Here is a 16298-nt window from a genome sequence, read left to right as displayed (position 1 = left end):
AACCCGGGCAGGATCAGCGCCGCGTGAACATGCGAGCCACGCGCTGCAGGCCGGGATAGGCGTACTCCAAAAACTCACGCAGCCCGCAGTAGCCCGCATCGTAATAGGCGATGTTCAGGCGCTTGCAGTTGCGATGGCAAATGCCCTCAAAGGGGCAATCGGCGCACCGCGCGCAATCGCGACGCGGCTCGTTCAAAAACATGCGCATGGTCTCACAGGTCGTCATTGCCTCAAGGGAATCGACGCGAATATCGCCCACGCGGTACTCATCCAGCGCATAGAAGTCGCACGGATACACCGAACCGTCGCTTTCCACCACGAACTGCGGAGCGCAGCGGCCGAGCATACCGCACTGCGACGGAAACTGCCCGAGCGCCATCTGCATGACGTTCTCGAACAGCCAGATGCTCACATAGCGCCCAGCACCGAGCTCGCGCCACCACAAGTCGAACAAGCGGCGGTAGAACGAGGAGAAGGCACGCGGGTCGAGCGAGAACGTGTCCCGCTCATCGTCGAGGCCCGGCAGGCACGGGATGAACTGGATATGGGTGATCTTCTCCTGCTTGATGAAGGAGAAGACGCGCTGTGGATGCGCCGCCATCTGCGAGGTGAGGACCGAGAGTATGTTGACGTCCACGCCGCGCTCGCGCAGCAGGCGAACGCCGCTCATGACGCGCGCGTACGTGGCGGCACCGTGCGCATCGGGACGCATCGAATCGTGCAGGTCGCGATAAGCGTCAACCGAGACTCCGATGAGGAACCCGTGCTCGCGGAAGAACTCGGCCCATTCCTCTTCGATCAGGTAGCCGTTGGTCTGCAACGCCCAGCTCACCCGCTGGTTCTCACGGCGCTCCTCCACCCGCGCGACGAACGAATGGAAGAAGTCAAGGCCGGCCAGGGTGGGCTCGCCGCCCTGGAAGGCGAAAGAAATGTGCGCATCACTCGCCACGGCGAGTGCACGGTCGATGATGGCACTTGCCACGTCTTCGCCCATGACGCGGGCGCTCCGCTCCTCGCGATGAGCAGCGACATCGCAGTAAAAGCAGTACCTGCACCGCATGTTGCAAGCACTCGATGCCGGTTTTATCAAAAAGCCAATATGCTTCGCGCACATGGCACATACCCCCTTCGCACAGGCTAGCCCTCACTCATCGGGCCGGAAACCACCTCCTTACCCGAGGCGGCGCATCCGGCCCGCACAATCACCGCATGAATCTTAGGCCAAGCCCAGGCGCTCCTTTTGCTCGGCCGGGGACTCATGCTCCTCCAGGCCGCGCAGCAGCAGGTCAATCATGCGCTGTTCGGCGTGGTCGTCCTTGCCGGCGAGATTATTAACCTGGCCGTAGTCACTCTCAAGGTCGAACAGCATCGTCTGCTCGACCTCGGCGAGCGGCGTGGCTCCCTCGATCTGGGCCGGCTTCTTACAGGGGATCTTGAACAGCGGGTACTTGGTGCGTTTGAAGTAGCGGCCACACTCAATCTCCTCCGGGCAGTCCGAACCCATCTTTTTGCGGATGGTGTGCGGCAGTGCGGTGTACTCGAAGCACGGCTGGTTGCCGGCGACCGGCGCGCGGAAGTAGGTGTAGCGGCCGTCGGTGACGTTGACGGTCATGGCGTGCACGCCGTACAGGGCGTAGCCACGCGTGGGCGCGTCAGCATCCGTCATGAGCGGCACGAGGGAGGTGCCGCACACATCTGCGGGAATCTCGCAGCCGTGGGCCTCAAGCACCGTGGGCATGATGTCGATGGCCTGAGTGAGCTGGCGGGCATGCTCGCCGGCGCGGGCGTTACCCGGGAAGTGCACAATGAACGGCAGATGCGCGAGCTCGTTATACAGGTGCATGTAGTTTTTGCCCATGTAGTCGCGCTCGCCCAGGAAATAGCCGTGGTCGGTGGTGACCATGACCATGGTATCGTCCAGCATCCCGCGCTCCTCGAGCTTGTCGATGAGCCTACCAAACCAGCGGTCGGTCATGGTGACGAGGGCCTTGTAGCGGCGCTGCAGGTAGTCCTCCGCGCCCTTGTTGACGTCGGTGGCGGAGACGCGCTTGTACTCAGGAATCTCGAAGTAGTCGCGGTCGAGCTCGCCAGTGCCGCCGTACATCTCCATGTACTTGTCGGGCACATCGAAGGGCTCGTGCGGGTCGAAGGCCTCAACCATAAGGAAGAAGTCGTCGGCCCCAGCATTGCCGTCGATCCAGTCGCAGGCGGACTGGAAGGTCTTGGGGCTCGGCATGTCCTCTTCGTTGGGCCAGAGCTGACGGTTCTTCTGGTACTGCTCGCGCACGCGCCCGTAGAAGGTCTCGGGCATGTTATTCGGCTCATCGATGCGGCTGACCCACGGGTCGCCCTCCTGGCCGCGGTAGTAATCCCAGGTGTTGAACTCCTGGAGGTAGCCCTCGCCACCGGTGCGTAGGTAGTGGCAGTGGTCGGTGGTGATGTGGCAGAAGTTGCCGTTCGCGCGCAGGCAGGCCGGCAGCGTCACATCGAAGGGCTCGATGGGGCCCCAGGGGCGCTCGAGGAAGTTGTAGCGACCGGTGAGGATGTCGCGGCGGGCAGGCATGCAGGGAGCCGAGCCGATCCAGTGGTTGTCGAACACGCAGGAACGCTCGGCAAAGGCATCGAGATTGGGGGTCTGGACGTCGGTTGCGGGGTTGTAGCACGACAGGACGTCGCGACGCAGAGTATCCATGAGCACGAGGACGGTTCTCATTGGCATCCTTTCGATAGTTGGAATTGCCAGATGGCGATACGCCAAAGGCACATGGGCATAATGGAGCGCACCCCGATCGCGCACGATGGAGAGCACATGAGACAACGAGGCCCGCGCCCGGCATGCGGGGCGCGGGCATCAAACGATTTGCCTTTTGATAAGCTCGCGATTAGGCGAAGATCTTGAACGCCGGGAAGTAGAAACCGATAGCGGCGAACACAAGGGAGAACACAATCAGACCGATGATGATTTGGGCGGAGTTCTTGCCCTGGCCCTTCTTGAGCAGGCGATAGCAGATGAAAGTCAGAACGACAGGCAGCAGGAAGGGCAACACCTTGTCGAGCTGGTCCTGGAGCACCAGCGGGTCACCCTCACCGAAGGCGAACTGCACGGCAAGCTTGAGCTTAACGGTCGTGGCGATCAGGCCGCCGGTGACCATGACGCCCAGCACGTTGGCGAGGTTGCCCAGACGGTCGAAGACCTGGACGCCCGCCTTCTCGACGAGCTCCATGCCCATCTCGTAACCCTTGTGCAGGCCGAAGTACTTCAGCGGCCAGTACAGCAGGTTGATGAGCAAGAACATCACGAGCGGACCCACAATGGAGCCGTTGTCGACGCACATAGATGCGCCGATGGAGCCGGCGATCGGGAACCAGGTGAGGTTCAGCAGGGAGTCACCAAGGCCGGCGAAGGGACCCATGAGGGAGGTCTTGATGCCGACGACGGTGTCCTTCTGATCCTCATCCGTAGTCTCCTCCAGGGCGGCGGTGATGCCAAGGATGAAGGGGATCGCGAGCGGGTGGGTGTTGAAGTACTCGAGGTGGCGCTTCATGGCGTTAACGCGCTCCTCCTTGGGGGCGTCCTTGTAGAGCTCCTCGAGGACAGGGGCAAAGCAGTAGGTCAGGGACAGCGACTGCATGCGCTCGTAGTTGTGCGCGAATTGGCAACCCTGGGTGCGCAGCAGGACCTTGTTCAGGGTGGAGTTGGAGATCTTACCCATTAGAGATCGTACTCCTCGTCATCATCGGAGCCGGCGGCAGAGGCGGCGGCAGGGGCGGGTTGATTCTTCTGGCCCTCGGTAATGACGTCCCACACGCCGGCGGCGGCGCAAGCGGCGAGCGCGATGCCCACGGTCGGGACGTTGAGGAAGGCGGCCATGATAAAGCCGAGCAGCAGGAAGATCCACATGTTCTTCTTCATCATCATGGTGAGGAGCATGGCCAGGCCGACGGCGGGCATCATGCCACCGGCAGTGGAGAAGCCGGTGAGAACCCACGGAACCTGGTTCTGTAGGAAGGCCATGATGTCCTCGATCACGAAGGAGCCGATACCCGTGGCGATGAAGACGGGGACGGCGCGGCTCAGGAAGAAGCACAGAGCACCGGTCCAGAAGAACTTGTTGACAGCGTTGAACTTACCGGACTCGATGGCCTTGTCGGCACCGTGAACAAGCGAGACGTTGGTGGTCATGACCAGGATGTTCAGCTGCTGAACCAAGGTGGCGGTGGGGATGCCGATGGAGACTGCCAGGGCGATGGCGCTGGCGGTGTCGGTGGAACCCATAATGCCCAAGGCGGCACCGACGATGGTGCCGGAGATGACATCGGGCGGAACGTAGGCACCGATGTTATTGACGCCGAGCCACATGAGCTCCATGGTCGCGCCGATCATGATGGCGGTCGTCATGTCACCGAGGATGATGCCGACGCCGACGGATGCCAGCAGGGGCTTGCGGAAGCCCAGGTGGGGACCGAACTGGTCCCAAGTGCACAGACCCGCCCAGATGGCGAGCAGAAGTGCCTGAAGCATAAGCCTCTCCTTCCCTATTCGCCCATCGTTCCCTCCGATGGGCACGCCCCGGGCTCACATGCCCGGAGATGGTTACCTACTTAGTAGTTCTTGAGGAGCTCGGACACGGGCTCCTTGGAATCGCGCGTGGTGGTCTGCATCCAGCAGTCGACGCCGAGGCCAATGAGCTCCTCGAAGGCGGCCTTTTCCTCGGCGGTGACGGACATGTTCTTGTGCAGGCGATGACGCTGCTCGTTGAAGCGCATGCCGGAGACGTTCAGGTAGTCGAACGGCAAGCCGTTCTCGTGCAGCTTGAGGGCGTCGATGGGGTTGGTGAAGAGCACCATCGTGGCTTTCTTGAGCTCGGTCTTCTTGAGGACCTCGATAAACTTCTCGACGCCGAAGACGGAGACCTTGATGTCGGGGGCGGCGAGGCCGGCGACGGACTTCTGGACGGGGTCGTTGGCGACCTTATCCGAGACAATGATTGCCGATTCGATGCCGAAGTCGGGAATCCAGGTGGTGGCGACCTGACCGTGAATCAGGCGGTCATCGATGTCGACGAGTTTGAGTGCCATGTTGTTCTCCTTTTCGTTTGCACGTTCCTTCAGTACCGTTTACGAATGCTCTACTCGATCGAGACGCCCACTCGGGGGGATACGGGTGAGCGCCACTCGAATCGACGGGCTAACGAGCCTAGAGGTCCAAATCGTCCTCGTCTGCCTCCACGGCCGGAGCGGGAGCCTTGATCTCCTGCTGGGCCCCGGCGTGAGCGGCGGTGAGCTGGGCACGGACCGCGTCGGCGGAATCGAGGCCATCGCGGGTGAGCAGGAGCTCGACCGCAACGGGCATAGACAGGCCGGTGTAGGCGACCATGTTCATGCCGTTGAGCAGGCAGCGGGTGGTCACGTTGAATGGGGTGCCGCCGTAGATGTCGCATAGGGTGACGACGAGTTCGCACTCGGCGCTGAGGGTCTCGTAGGCCTCGCGCATCTCGGACTCGAAAGACTCCAGGCTCTTCTCGGCGGTGAGACCAAGAGCGATGACATCAGGCTGCTTGCCCGCAATCATCTCGACGGCGCCGAGGGCGGCCTGAGCGAACTCTCCGTGACTTGCAAGGATGACACCGATACGCATCTTCTGTCCTTTCATACTTATTAATTCTCTTCGTTCTGTTCGTTCTGTTCGTTCTGTTCGTTCTGTTCGTTCTGTTCGTTCTGTTCGTTTATGTTCGTCTATGTTCGTCTATATTTGTTTATTGGTCAAGAGATGATTTTTGGAATGAGCTTTATTTACCTCCTATTTGATGGTTTTTTCCGTGAGCGTTATGTTTTGACCGGTGAAAGGTAATGTGCCTTCGTGAACGATTTGCGTTTATTAATGTTGTTCGTTTACATTGAAATAAGAACAAACGCTCGATGAGAGAGTCGGCACTCATGAAATCAGAACGCCAGCAGGCCATTCTCGACTTGCTCGACCAACATCATTCGGTATCGGTAAACGAGATATCTAATACCCTATCTGTTTCGGATATGACCATCAGGCGTGACCTGGCCGAGCTTGCCGACAAGGGCCTTCTTGTGCGCGTACACGGAGGGGCTCAGCTTCCACACTCCGCCCACGGAACAGCCCTTTCACGTTTGACCCCGCATGAGGAGAAACGTCGTTTTCAAGTTGATCAGAAACGTGCCGCCGCTATGGCCGCCGCCCAAACCGTCTCAGCCGGCGATACGATCTTTCTCGGTGGAGGCTCCACTCTCGAGCTCATGTGTTCGTATTTGCCCCAGGAGGACATACGCGTCGTCACCAACAGTCTTCCCGTGCTGAACCTGCTAGCCGACAATCCACATATAGATCTATTCTTTGTTGGTGGCAAGATGCGTCACGACACGCGAGTTTTCACCATGCCATACAACGGCCGCGGCCCCTACGGTCTATCCGCTCCCAAGGCCTACGTCTCGGCAACCGGTATTTTTGGAAACGAGGTCTTTGGCTCTCGTCCCGATGCAGCCATGGTCCTCTCAGACGCTCTTTCTCGAGCTCAGGAGCGTTATCTTGTTGTAGATGCTGAAAAAGTCGGAAGGCGCGACTTCTGCCTTTTCACCACACTGGAGGATATGACCGCGGCATTCATTAACGAGGACGCAGACCCCCGGACCATCGAGGCCCTCCGCGCCTATACCTCCGTCATTACCGCATAATCCAATTGGCAAGCCATGCTTAAACCCGAACGTCACGAACAATTACTTGAGCTGTGCGCTCAGCGCGGAATGGTCACTGTTGCCCAAGCCGCAACAATCTTTGGTATATCTGAAATGACCGCTCGAAGAGACTTCGATGAGCTCTCGCGACGCGCTGGCGTCATCCGCGAGTACGGTGGCATCCGACTTTCAAGCGGCTCCCCCACTGCCGAAGAGGTCCCGTTTTTTGAAAAGCTCTCAATCCGCTCCCCTGAAAAAGAGCATATCGCACGCACCGCTGTCAACCTCATCAGAGAGCGCGACACCATCTTCCTCGGACCCGGTTCGACTTGCGCTCTCATCGCCCGTGCGCTGCCGCGCATGCGGCTGCGCGTCATCACAAACAGCATCATCGTGCTGAACATGCTCCAGACGCGAAACGATGTGGAGATCTGGGCCCTGGGAGGACAGTATCGCAAACGATCGGGTTCTTTCGTCGGGCCCATCGCCGAAGATGCTCTCGCCCCGCTCGGTATCGACACTTGCTTTATCGGCACCAACGGCGTACTTGCCCAATCCATCTCCTGTTCTAACCTTGAGGAAGGACGCTTACAGGCGCTCGCTTGCGATCGCGCCGCCAAGCGTTACCTTGTCTGCGATTCAAGCAAGATCGGACAGATGGACTTCTTCGGCTTCTACAATCTCGATCAAATGGACGCACTCATCACCGATGCAAATGTCAACGACAAACAGCGTTCCATGGTTCTCGAATCAACTCGCATCATCGTCGCAGAATAGGCCTGTTTTGATTTAGCTGGACACCACAGCAAAGACCCCGATTCGATAAAGCCGAATCGGGGTCTCATTATTCGCATCAAATCGCAAATAGGTCAGCAGCTACTTCTCAGTGTAGACGCTCCCGCCACCGAGATAGGTCTCGACGAGGGATAGGTCGGGGTTGAGGACGACAACCTCACCCACGTAATCGGAGGTGCCGGCACCGGTGAGCACCGCATTGAGACGACCGTCGCCCATGGCGCGGGCGTCGGCCAGGAACGCCTCGACGGCCTCAAGGTTATCCTTGTAGATGTTCAGCGTGTCAAGCCAAAGCTCGGGAGACGACACGTTGATGTCTGCTTAACTTTGCTCGCTCAGGCTATAGACTTTGCTGGGGATCGATGATTTGCTGCAAGGTGAACTTACCTTGGGACGCGTCGCATTCTTCTTGCGAATCCTCAAAACCGAAGATCATGATGGCGCAGTTAGGGAGTTTTGCTGGGAGCTCGAAGCCCTCTGGGGCTGCAGCCTTGATGAATTGGCGGCTGGCGCTGCCGTGGCTTACTGCTAGGAGGGTTTCGATGCCCTCGGCTCCCATGAGATTGGTGAGGGTGTCTACCATGCGCTCTTGCAGCGCGCGGCTTCCTTCTCCTCCAAAGGGGACCAGGTCCTCGCCCGGATCCCAGACGTCGGTGGGAAGGGCGTCGTGGGGGCCTTCTTCGAAGGTTCCATAGCAGCGCTCGATGATGCCTTTGCAGGGCTCGACAGCAGCGTCCGGGCCGAGAAGCTCGCATGCGACGAGACTTGCCGTGTCCATGGCTCGTCCTAAGGGTGATGAGACCACTTTGTTGGGGACGACGCCGTGGGCCTTGAGCCATGCGGCTGCTGTCTGTGCCTGTTGACGACCCAAATTGGTGAGCGGTGAATCACAACGACCTTGGACCAGCTTTTTTACGTTGAATTCCGTCTGACCATGGCGGAGTAGATATAGACGCTTCATGCTCTCCCCTTCTGTATAACTAGCTTTACCGGCGCAGCCCTACTCGTGGGTATGGCCTACGTAGTCTTCGTCGATCGTGATTTTGGCGACCGACTTGGGATATTCCGATTCGACCCGTTGTGCCAGCGCGTGCTTTAGGTCCTCGGCACTCATTTGCAGATCCGAGGGGCGCACGCAGTCGAAGATCACATTGGTGTGCGTGGGGCCCGGCACGCAACGCAGATCGTGAATCGAAAGGCGGCTATCGATCTGTTGAGCCATAGCGTTGATGCGCAGGCGCATGCTCGCCAGCTTGGGGTCATCGGTCACGATGGGATCGTAATGGAGCGTGACGATCATGCCGTCCTCGTCCCTAAACGCCTGCTCGATGTTATCGAGCGTGTCGTGACTTTCCATCGGGCTGGCTTCGGCCGCCATCTCGGCGTGAGCGCTTGCGAACTTCCTGCCCGGGCCGTAATCGTGAACCATCAGATCGTGAACGCCCAAAACGCCGGGATAGCTCATGATCTTGTCTCGAATGTGCTTGACCAGCTTAGGATCGGGCGTCTGGCCCAAAAGCGGGCTCACCGTATCCTGGATGAGTTCAAAACCGCTCCAGCCAATATAGGCACCAACGGCAAGGCCGACCCAAGCGTCAAGGTTGATGCCCGTCACCTGCGAAACAATTGCGCACGCCAGTACGGCGCCCGTGGCAAGAACATCGTTCTTGGAATCCTGCGCGGTCGCATGCAGCGTCTCGGACTCAATGCGATCGCCGAGCTTTTGGTTGAGGGCCGCCATCCAGAGCTTTACGACCATCGAAAGCACCAGAACTGCCACCAGGGCAAGCGAGAACTCGACAGGTTCGGGGTGGATGACGCGCTCGACCGAGGACTTCACCAGCTCAACGCCAATCAGCAGCACGAGTGCCGCCACGACCAGACCCGAGAGATACTCGTAGCGACCGTGGCCGTAAGGATGCTCGGGGTCGGCCGGCTTGCTCGCCAGCTTAAAGCCCAGCACGCTCACGATATTCGAGCTGGCATCGGACAGGTTGTTCATGGCATCCGCCACAATCGAAACCGATCCCGACAGCACGCCAATTACGCCCTTCGCAGCGCATAGTGCCACATTGGCGAGAATACACACCACGCCCGTCAACGTGCCCACGCGCGCACGGTCGCCCTGCGCACGCTTAACAATCCACTCGACCATCTACATCCGCCCCCACGGTACTACCTATATATCTATTGCTCAAACGGATTGTAGTGTAGCCACTTTGTCCCCCAGATACAAAAAAGGCCGCAACCCACACGGGCCACGGCCTTGGAATATGGCAAAGGAATCGTCCTTGTGTCGCACAGGTTTACGCGCTTACTTCGGCCACGCTCTTCGAGGTTTCGGGTGAATCGGCTCCGTCCCCCGTCGTCTGTCCCTTCGCCGGCACCACGCCAAAGCAGTAGCTCAGCGCCGCAGACACCGCAAATGCCACACCGCCGGCAGCGCAGCACCACAGCAGGTTCGAGATGCCGCCCGTGGCAAAGCCAATGACCATAAGGACATTCGTCATGCCGATGGTATAGGCCGTAACGTGGCCCACGGCCGCAACAAGGCCTCCGACGGCGCCGCCAATGGCCATGCACGTCAGGCACCTGCCATATTTAAAGCCGCAACCGTACAGCGCCGGCTCGCTTACGCCGCCAAGAACACCCGAGATTGAATAGCCCAGCATGAGCGCCTTCTCGTCCTTATCCGCAACGCGAAGCGACGCGCCAAAGGGCATGCCCCAAACGGCGAACGTTGCCATCGTCGCGGCGATCAGGATGCACGAATCCGTTCCCACACTCATAAACTGCGCATAGGCGAGCGATAGGACAACGTTGCTGACGCCGGCGATCTTTAGGAACTCCCAGCCCGCAGCAAGCCCCATGAGCGTGAGCAGCGACACGATGCCACCGGAATTGCCAAGCATAAACATAAGCTGGCCCAACAGCATGCCCAGATAGCTGCCCGCCGGCGCCGTAATACACAGCGAAACCGGAACCATGACAAGCATGGTCGCAAACGGAACGAACGAAAACGCCACGGCCTTAGGGATAACGCGCTTAAAGAAACACTCCACTCGCCATAGCACGGGCACCGAGATGAGAACCGGAATAACAGTCGTCGTGTAATCGTTGACCGGCGCAGGAAGCAGACCATACACGGAAGTCATCGATGCCCCCGTCGTCGATGCGGCATCGACGAGCTTAAGCAGATCGGGCGCAATCAATACGCCGCCCAGCATCATGCCCAGCTGCTCCGAACAACCGAGCTGGCGGGCGGCCGCCCAACCAAGATAAATGGGCAAAAAGTAGTAGCCGGCGTTATAGAGCCAACTGTTGAACAGGCGATAGATTTCGGAATCGGCAGACCACAGGCCCAGCATGCCTTCGCCCATAATGACGGCGACGGTGCGGAACAACGCCGCGCAGACAATAAACGGCAGCGCCGACATCATGCTTTTGGACAGATAGTCCACCACGGCCATGGCATTTGATGAGACCGTCGTTGTAAACGAGGTGTTAGAAACTTGTGACACAGGAACCCTTTCCCAATGTGACATGCGGACTGTCCCTTTGTCACATCGTGCGGTACTGACCGATTACGCGGTACTTTTCGTAGCGGAGGTTTGTGAGGGTCGCGTCGTCGAGCCGCCCAAGCGTATCGAAGGCATCAAATGCCGAGGACATGACGGCACCGGCAATCTCCTCATGTGACAGGCCCCTATCGTCGACAATGCCGTCGATGATGCCGAGCGCCAACAGATCGGGGGCCGTGAGCTTCAGCGCCTCGGCGGCCTCATTCGCGCGCTCGGTATCCTTCCACAGAATCGACGCACAGGCCTCGGGGCTCACGACCGAATAGGCCGAGCTCGAGAGCATCAGGATGCGGTCGGCCACGGACAGCGCCAGCGCGCCACCAGAGCCGCCCTCACCTGTCACCACCGAGACAATCGGCGTCTTAAGGCCGCTCATCTCCATGAGATTCTGGGCAATCGCCTCGCCCTGACCGCGCTCCTCGGCACCGATGCCGCAAAACGCGCCCGAAGTATCGACCAGGCACAGAACCGGTCGACCAAACTTTTCGGCCTGGCGCATAAGGCGACGCGCTTTGCGGTAGCCTTCGGGATGCGCCATGCCAAAGTTGCGGCGCATACGCTCTTTGGTCGTGGTGCCGCGCTCGATGGCGATGACCGTTACGGGACGTCCGTCTTTCCAGCCAATGCCAGCCACCACAGCGGCATCGTCGCCAAAGTAGCGGTCGCCGTGCAGCTCCACAAATCCATCCAGGCCCAGCGAGATCATCTCGCCCGCCGTGGCACGATCTGCCGAGCGCGTCTGCTTGACAATCTCGAGCGCGGTTTTTGGCGCGGCCGAGCGCTTGAACAAATGTCCCAGCTTTTTGCCGCGGCGGCCCGTATGCACGATCTCATGTGGTGCCCCCAGGCCGGGTGCGCGCCCTTCGTGCAGCGCCAGCAGCTCGCCTACCGTGAGCGCAATCTCGCCACGCGGAACAACGGCATCGCAAAAGCCGTGCTCCAGCAAAAACTCGGAGCGCTGGAATCCCTTGGGCAAGCGCTTGTGCATGTTCTGCTCGATCACGCGCGGGCCGGCAAACGCCGCCAGGGCATCGGGCTCGGCCAAGATGATGTCGCCTTCCATGGCAAAGCTCGCAGTCACGCCACCGGTCGTCGGATCGGTGAGCACCGTGATGTACAGACCGCCCGCCTCGCTGTGGCGCCTAACCGCCGCAGAAATCTTGGCCATCTGCATGAGCGAGGTCACGCCCTCCTGCATGCGGGCGCCACCCGATACGGTAAAGCCAACGACCGGCAATCCCAACTCGGTCGCATGCTCAAATGTGCGACAGATCTTCTCGCCCACCACGGAACCCATCGAGCCCATCATAAAGTTGGCGTCCATAAAGAAGAGCGCGGTATCGAAGCCGCAGATTTTACCCCTACCGCACACGACGGCATCGCGCTCGCCCGAACGCTCGCTCACGCTCTTGAGCTTGTCGGCATAGCCGGGAAACGAGAGAAAGTCCTCCGACGCCAGATTGGCATCCCATTCCTCAAACGTGCCCTCGTCGACCGTCATGCGCATGCGCGCGCGACCGCTCACGCGAAAGTGTTTGCCGCAACGAGGGCAGACCTCGAGGTTGTCGTGCAGGCGTGCCTCATCGATCACGCGGCGGCACTCCGGGCACTTGATAAACACGTGGCGCGCGGGAAACTCGGCGCACGACTCGGTCATCGGCCCCTCGAGGACGTTGACCGTCTTCGCTTTTCTATTCATCAGCATAGAGATGCCCCATCAGATCGGTGTGATACATGCCCGACAAGAACTCGTCGTTTGCCAGCACGTCGAGCTGAAGCTCGCTGTTTTCGCTCACGCCCTCAATCACGAGCTCGCCCAGAGCCGAGCGCATCTTACGAATAGCGCCGTCACGCGTGGGCGCACACACGATGAGCTTGCCGAGCATGGAGTCGTAGTACGGCGGAACGTTCGCACCGGTAAACATGGCGGAATCCCAACGCACGCGCGGACCACCCGGCACACGCAACGCGGTGACCGTTCCACATGACGGCAAAAAGTCCGGCGTTTCGGCATTGATGCGGCACTCCATGGCGTGATTGCGGACCGGCATGTCCTCCTGCTCAAAGGGCAGAGGCTGGCCGGCTGCCACGCGCAGCTGCCACTTGACCAAGTCGGTATCGGTCACAAACTCCGTAACCGGATGCTCCACCTGCAAGCGCGTGTTCATTTCCATAAAGTAGAAATTGCCGTCGTCCGAATACAAGAACTCGATGGTACCGGCCCCTTCGTAGCCGACGGCACGAGCCAGGTCACGCGCTGCCTTGTGCATGCGAGCACGAATGTCGTCGTGTCCGTCGAGGCACGGCGCGGGGCTCTCCTCGATCAGCTTTTGATTGCGACGCTGAACCGAGCACTCGCGCTCGCCGAGCGAAAACACATGGCCCTGCTTATCGGCCATAATCTGCACCTCAACGTGGTGCGCGGGCGCGACGAACTTCTCCATGTAGCACTCGCCGTCGCCAAAAACGGCCTCGGCCTCGGCACGCGCCTCGATGAACGCCTTTGCCGCATCTTCCACGCGCTCGACCTTGCGAATGCCGCGACCGCCACCGCCCGCGCGCGCCTTGATGAGCACGGGGCAGCCAATGCGCTCGGCCTCGGCCGTCGCCTCCTCGGGGCTTTTGAGCAAATCGCAGCCCGGCACGATGGGCACGCCCGCCGCGGCAGCCGTTCGGCGTGCGGCGTCCTTGTCGCCCATGCTGTCGATCACCTCGGCCGAAGGGCCGACAAACGCCAGGCCATACTTGTCGCAGTCGCGCACGAAGCTCGCCTTCTCGGAGAAAAAGCCATAGCCGGGATGAATTGCCTTAGCTCCCGACTTCACGGCACAGGTGAGCACGGCATCGTCGTTGAGGTAGCTCTCGGCAAGACGCGGGCCGCCGATGCAATACGCCTCGTCGGCAAGCTGCACGTGCAGCGCGTCCGCATCGGCCGTGGAGTAGACGGCGACGGTCTTGATGCCCATATCGCGACACGCGCGGATAACACGGACCGCGACTTCGCCGCGGTTGGCGATGAGCACTTTGTCGAACATGAAGCCTTCCTTAACTTTCGTGCATGAGTGCAAAAGACATATCGGCGCGGCAGCAAACCTCACCGTTGACGCTCGCAGTACCCGTCGCAAAGCGGAACGGCCCGCGCGCACGCGTGATGGAGCACACCAGATCCACCGTGTCGCCCGGGCGCACCGGGCGCTTAAAGCGCACCTTGTCCAGACTCGTATAGAACGGCGTCGCGCCGCGCGCCTCCTCATCGCCCATCAGCAGCACGCAGCAGTTTTGGGCGAGCATCTCGCACTGAATCACGCCGGGGACCACCGGGTTTCCCGGAAAATGCCCCTGCAAAAAGTACTCGTCGCCCGTGATCGTGATCTTGCCGTGGGCCTCGTCGCCCACCAGCTCGGCCTCGTCGAGCAAAAGCATCGGTTCGCGATGCGGCAACAGTTCCTTAAGCTCTTCTTTGTTCATGGATATCACCTATCCGATTCTCATGAGGCAGCTGCCAAACTCCACGAGGTCGCCGTCGGCCACGCAGATCTCGAGCACCTCGCCGTCTGCCTCGGCCGTCACCTCGTTGAGAACCTTCATAGCCTCGATGATGCAGAGGGTCTCGCCGGCCTTGACCTTGGAGCCCACGCGCACAAACGGCTCGTCGCCCGGCGCTGGGGCAGCATAGAAAACGCCGACCATGGGAGCGGTCACCTCGGTGCCCTTGGGCTCCGGTGCGGCGGCAGGCGTCTGCGCGGCGGGCTCCGGTGCGGCGGCAGGCATGGCGACAGGAGCCACCGCCGGAGCAGTCACGGCACCCGGCATAGGCATGGGCACGGCAACCGGCTGCACGGCGCTCGCGCGCTCGAGTTCGACCGCGGTGCCATCGGGCTCCTCAACGCGTACGCGCGTGAGGCCGCGGTCCTCCATAACATCGGCTATCTCGGCAAGTCTTTTGGAATCCATGCACTAGCTCCTCGTATATCTACGCAGCGCGATGGCGGCGTTGTGCCCGCCAAAGCCCAGGTTGGTCGAAAGCGCCCAGGTAAGATCGGCGCGAACCGCGCGATTAGGCGTGTAGTCAAGATCGCAGGCGGGATCGGGTGTATGGTAGTTAATGGTCGGGGGCACCACGCCCTGCTCGAGCGCCATGGCACATGCCATGACCTCGATGGCACCCGTGGCGCCGATCATATGGCCGGTCATCGACTTGGTCGACGAGACATGCGCGGCGCGTGCCGCATCCTCGCCGAGTGCACGCTTAATGCCCGCCGTCTCGGACGAATCGTTGAGCTTGGTCGAGGTGCCGTGAGCATTGATGTAGAGACCCTCGGAAGGCTTGACGTCGCCCTCGGCAACCGCCAGCGATATCGCGCGGGCAATGCCGGCAGCCTCGGGATCGGGGCTCGTGATGTGATAGGCATCATCGGTGTTGCCGTAGCCCACGACCTCGGCGTAAATGTGCGCACCGCGCGCCTGTGCATGCTCCATGCTCTCGAGTACCAGCACGCAGGCGCCCTCGCCCATCACAAAGCCGTCGCGGTTCGCGTCGAACGGGCGGCAGGCCGTCGCGGGATCAGGGTTGGTGGTCAATGCGCGGCAGGACGTAAAGCCCGCAACGGCATCGGGGATAATTGCGGCCTCGGCACCGCCGGCGAGAATCGCATCGGCATAGCCGTGCTTGATAGCGCGGAACGCCTCACCCACCGCATGGGCCGAGGTTGCGCACGCGGTCACCACGGGCAGGGTCGGGCCCTTTGCCTTATGGCGAATCGCGATGTTGCCCGAAGCCATGTTGGGAATCATCATCGCGATCATGTAGGGCGATGCGCGACGAGGCCCGCGGTCGGCAATCGTGTGGACGTTGTCGACAAGCGTCTGCATGCCGCCCACGCCCGAGCCCACGTAGACGCCCAGGTGCTCGCGATCGATTGCACCTTCGACATCAAAACCCGCATCGTGCATTGCCTCGTCCGAAGCCGCCAGTGCAAACTGAACGCAGGGGTCGAGATGCTTGGCGTCACGCTTGCCAAAGTACTCGTTGCCGTCAAAGCCCTTGACCTCGGCTGCCACCTTGACGGCAAACGCATCGGTATCGAAGTGCGTGATCGGGCCGATGCCGCACGTGCCGGCGCACATGGCCGCCCAGGTGGCAAGCGCGGTGTTGCCGAGCGGCGACACGGCACCGATACCGGTGATTGCAACTCTCTGTTCCATCATGGTCTCCTCATC

17 protein-coding genes are annotated in these 16298 nt (G+C 60.5%); 2 read left to right on the top strand and 15 right to left on the bottom strand.

Going from position 1 to position 16298, the window contains the following annotated elements:
* Positions 1-13: 13 nt before the first annotated feature.
* The 6 genes from ACKUUJ_RS03975 to ACKUUJ_RS03950 form a co-directional block, all read right to left on the bottom strand.
* On the bottom strand, positions 14-1114 hold the full coding sequence (locus ACKUUJ_RS03975) for a radical SAM protein (protein WP_409064733.1): 1101 nt from the start codon (positions 1112-1114) through the stop codon (positions 14-16).
* 102 nt (positions 1115-1216) lie between these two features.
* Entirely contained in the window at positions 1217-2713 is a 1497-nt protein-coding gene (locus ACKUUJ_RS03970; protein WP_117647582.1) for a sulfatase, read from the bottom strand.
* Positions 2714-2882: 169 nt separating this feature from the next.
* Positions 2883-3713 (bottom strand): PTS system mannose/fructose/sorbose family transporter subunit IID, encoded by an 831-nt coding sequence (locus tag ACKUUJ_RS03965; protein WP_117862213.1) that lies wholly within the window; start codon positions 3711-3713, stop codon positions 2883-2885.
* On the bottom strand, positions 3713-4522 hold the full coding sequence (locus ACKUUJ_RS03960; protein ID WP_409064732.1) for a PTS mannose/fructose/sorbose/N-acetylgalactosamine transporter subunit IIC: 810 nt from the start codon (positions 4520-4522) through the stop codon (positions 3713-3715). Before ACKUUJ_RS03960 ends, ACKUUJ_RS03965 begins: the two co-directional genes overlap by 1 nt.
* Positions 4523-4602: 80 nt before the next feature.
* On the bottom strand, positions 4603-5079 hold the full coding sequence (locus tag ACKUUJ_RS03955; RefSeq protein WP_117647588.1) for a PTS sugar transporter subunit IIB: 477 nt from the start codon (positions 5077-5079) through the stop codon (positions 4603-4605).
* Between the two features lie 118 nt (positions 5080-5197).
* Positions 5198-5653, bottom strand: a complete 456-nt coding sequence (locus ACKUUJ_RS03950) for a hypothetical protein (protein ID WP_233543591.1) — start codon at positions 5651-5653, stop codon at positions 5198-5200.
* A 284-nt stretch (positions 5654-5937) separates the two neighbouring features.
* Between ACKUUJ_RS03950 and ACKUUJ_RS03945 the strand changes: the two genes are divergently transcribed.
* On the top strand, positions 5938-6702 hold the full coding sequence (locus ACKUUJ_RS03945; protein WP_409064731.1) for a DeoR/GlpR family DNA-binding transcription regulator: 765 nt from the start codon (positions 5938-5940) through the stop codon (positions 6700-6702).
* Between the two features lie 15 nt (positions 6703-6717).
* Positions 6718-7479 (top strand): DeoR/GlpR family DNA-binding transcription regulator, encoded by a 762-nt coding sequence (locus tag ACKUUJ_RS03940; protein WP_217750313.1) that lies wholly within the window; start codon positions 6718-6720, stop codon positions 7477-7479.
* Positions 7480-7578: 99 nt separating this feature from the next.
* Here the strand turns inward: ACKUUJ_RS03940 and ACKUUJ_RS03935 are convergent, their stop codons facing one another.
* From ACKUUJ_RS03935 to fabF, 9 genes are all read right to left on the bottom strand, one after another.
* A complete protein-coding gene (locus tag ACKUUJ_RS03935) occupies positions 7579-7806 on the bottom strand; it encodes a hypothetical protein (RefSeq protein WP_409064730.1) in 228 nt (75 codons plus the stop codon).
* A 31-nt stretch (positions 7807-7837) separates the two neighbouring features.
* Positions 7838-8458 carry a histidine phosphatase family protein gene (locus ACKUUJ_RS03930; RefSeq protein WP_409064729.1) on the bottom strand — a complete coding sequence of 207 codons (621 nt, stop codon included), beginning with the start codon at positions 8456-8458 and terminating at the stop codon, positions 7838-7840.
* Between the two features lie 39 nt (positions 8459-8497).
* The gene (locus ACKUUJ_RS03925) at positions 8498-9652 is read right to left on the bottom strand and encodes a cation diffusion facilitator family transporter (protein WP_409064728.1); all 1155 of its coding nucleotides are present in this window, start codon (positions 9650-9652) and stop codon (positions 8498-8500) included.
* A 151-nt stretch (positions 9653-9803) separates the two neighbouring features.
* A complete protein-coding gene (locus ACKUUJ_RS03920) occupies positions 9804-11018 on the bottom strand; it encodes a PTS transporter subunit EIIC (protein WP_409064727.1) in 1215 nt (404 codons plus the stop codon).
* Between the two features lie 40 nt (positions 11019-11058).
* A complete protein-coding gene (accD, locus tag ACKUUJ_RS03915; protein ID WP_409064726.1) occupies positions 11059-12777 on the bottom strand; it encodes an acetyl-CoA carboxylase, carboxyltransferase subunit beta in 1719 nt (572 codons plus the stop codon).
* Complete coding sequence (locus tag ACKUUJ_RS03910) at positions 12770-14113, bottom strand: acetyl/propionyl/methylcrotonyl-CoA carboxylase subunit alpha (RefSeq protein ID WP_409064725.1); 1344 nt, start codon at positions 14111-14113, stop codon at positions 12770-12772. The genes accD and ACKUUJ_RS03910 overlap by 8 nt, the downstream gene beginning before the upstream one ends.
* 10 nt (positions 14114-14123) lie before the next feature.
* Entirely contained in the window at positions 14124-14546 is a 423-nt protein-coding gene (gene fabZ / locus ACKUUJ_RS03905; RefSeq protein WP_006235025.1) for a 3-hydroxyacyl-ACP dehydratase FabZ, read from the bottom strand.
* Between the two features lie 9 nt (positions 14547-14555).
* Entirely contained in the window at positions 14556-15032 is a 477-nt protein-coding gene (gene accB, locus ACKUUJ_RS03900; protein WP_409064724.1) for an acetyl-CoA carboxylase biotin carboxyl carrier protein, read from the bottom strand.
* Between the two features lie 3 nt (positions 15033-15035).
* Positions 15036-16283: a beta-ketoacyl-ACP synthase II gene (gene fabF / locus ACKUUJ_RS03895; protein ID WP_409064723.1), complete on the bottom strand. Its 1248-nt coding sequence runs from the start codon at positions 16281-16283 to the stop codon at positions 15036-15038.
* Positions 16284-16298: the final 15 nt, after the last annotated feature.

This window comes from Collinsella sp. wc0583 (genome assembly GCF_046116915.1).
GTDB lineage: Bacteria > Actinomycetota > Coriobacteriia > Coriobacteriales > Coriobacteriaceae > Collinsella.
The sequence above is the reverse complement of the archived record's forward strand: the minus strand, read 5'-3'. Positions and strand labels throughout refer to the sequence as shown.

Excerpts from the sequence above, each read along its gene's own strand:
- ACKUUJ_RS03975 (WP_409064733.1), bottom strand. The coding sequence starts at position 1,114 with ATGTGCGCGAAGCATATTGGCTTTTTGATAAAACCGGCATCGAGTGCT.
- ACKUUJ_RS03970 (WP_117647582.1), bottom strand. The coding sequence starts at position 2,713 with ATGAGAACCGTCCTCGTGCTCATGGATACTCTGCGTCGCGACGTCCTG.
- ACKUUJ_RS03965 (WP_117862213.1), bottom strand. The coding sequence starts at position 3,713 with ATGGGTAAGATCTCCAACTCCACCCTGAACAAGGTCCTGCTGCGCACC.
- ACKUUJ_RS03960 (WP_409064732.1), bottom strand. The coding sequence starts at position 4,522 with ATGCTTCAGGCACTTCTGCTCGCCATCTGGGCGGGTCTGTGCACTTGG.
- ACKUUJ_RS03955 (WP_117647588.1), bottom strand. The coding sequence starts at position 5,079 with ATGGCACTCAAACTCGTCGACATCGATGACCGCCTGATTCACGGTCAG.
- ACKUUJ_RS03950 (WP_233543591.1), bottom strand. The coding sequence starts at position 5,653 with ATGAAAGGACAGAAGATGCGTATCGGTGTCATCCTTGCAAGTCACGGA.
- ACKUUJ_RS03945 (WP_409064731.1), top strand. The coding sequence starts at position 5,938 with ATGAAATCAGAACGCCAGCAGGCCATTCTCGACTTGCTCGACCAACAT.
- ACKUUJ_RS03940 (WP_217750313.1), top strand. The coding sequence starts at position 6,718 with ATGCTTAAACCCGAACGTCACGAACAATTACTTGAGCTGTGCGCTCAG.
- ACKUUJ_RS03930 (WP_409064729.1), bottom strand. The coding sequence starts at position 8,458 with ATGAAGCGTCTATATCTACTCCGCCATGGTCAGACGGAATTCAACGTA.
- ACKUUJ_RS03925 (WP_409064728.1), bottom strand. The coding sequence starts at position 9,652 with ATGGTCGAGTGGATTGTTAAGCGTGCGCAGGGCGACCGTGCGCGCGTG.
- accD (WP_409064726.1), bottom strand. The coding sequence starts at position 12,777 with ATGAATAGAAAAGCGAAGACGGTCAACGTCCTCGAGGGGCCGATGACC.
- ACKUUJ_RS03910 (WP_409064725.1), bottom strand. The coding sequence starts at position 14,113 with ATGTTCGACAAAGTGCTCATCGCCAACCGCGGCGAAGTCGCGGTCCGT.
- fabZ (WP_006235025.1), bottom strand. The coding sequence starts at position 14,546 with ATGAACAAAGAAGAGCTTAAGGAACTGTTGCCGCATCGCGAACCGATG.
- accB (WP_409064724.1), bottom strand. The coding sequence starts at position 15,032 with ATGGATTCCAAAAGACTTGCCGAGATAGCCGATGTTATGGAGGACCGC.
- fabF (WP_409064723.1), bottom strand. The coding sequence starts at position 16,283 with ATGGAACAGAGAGTTGCAATCACCGGTATCGGTGCCGTGTCGCCGCTC.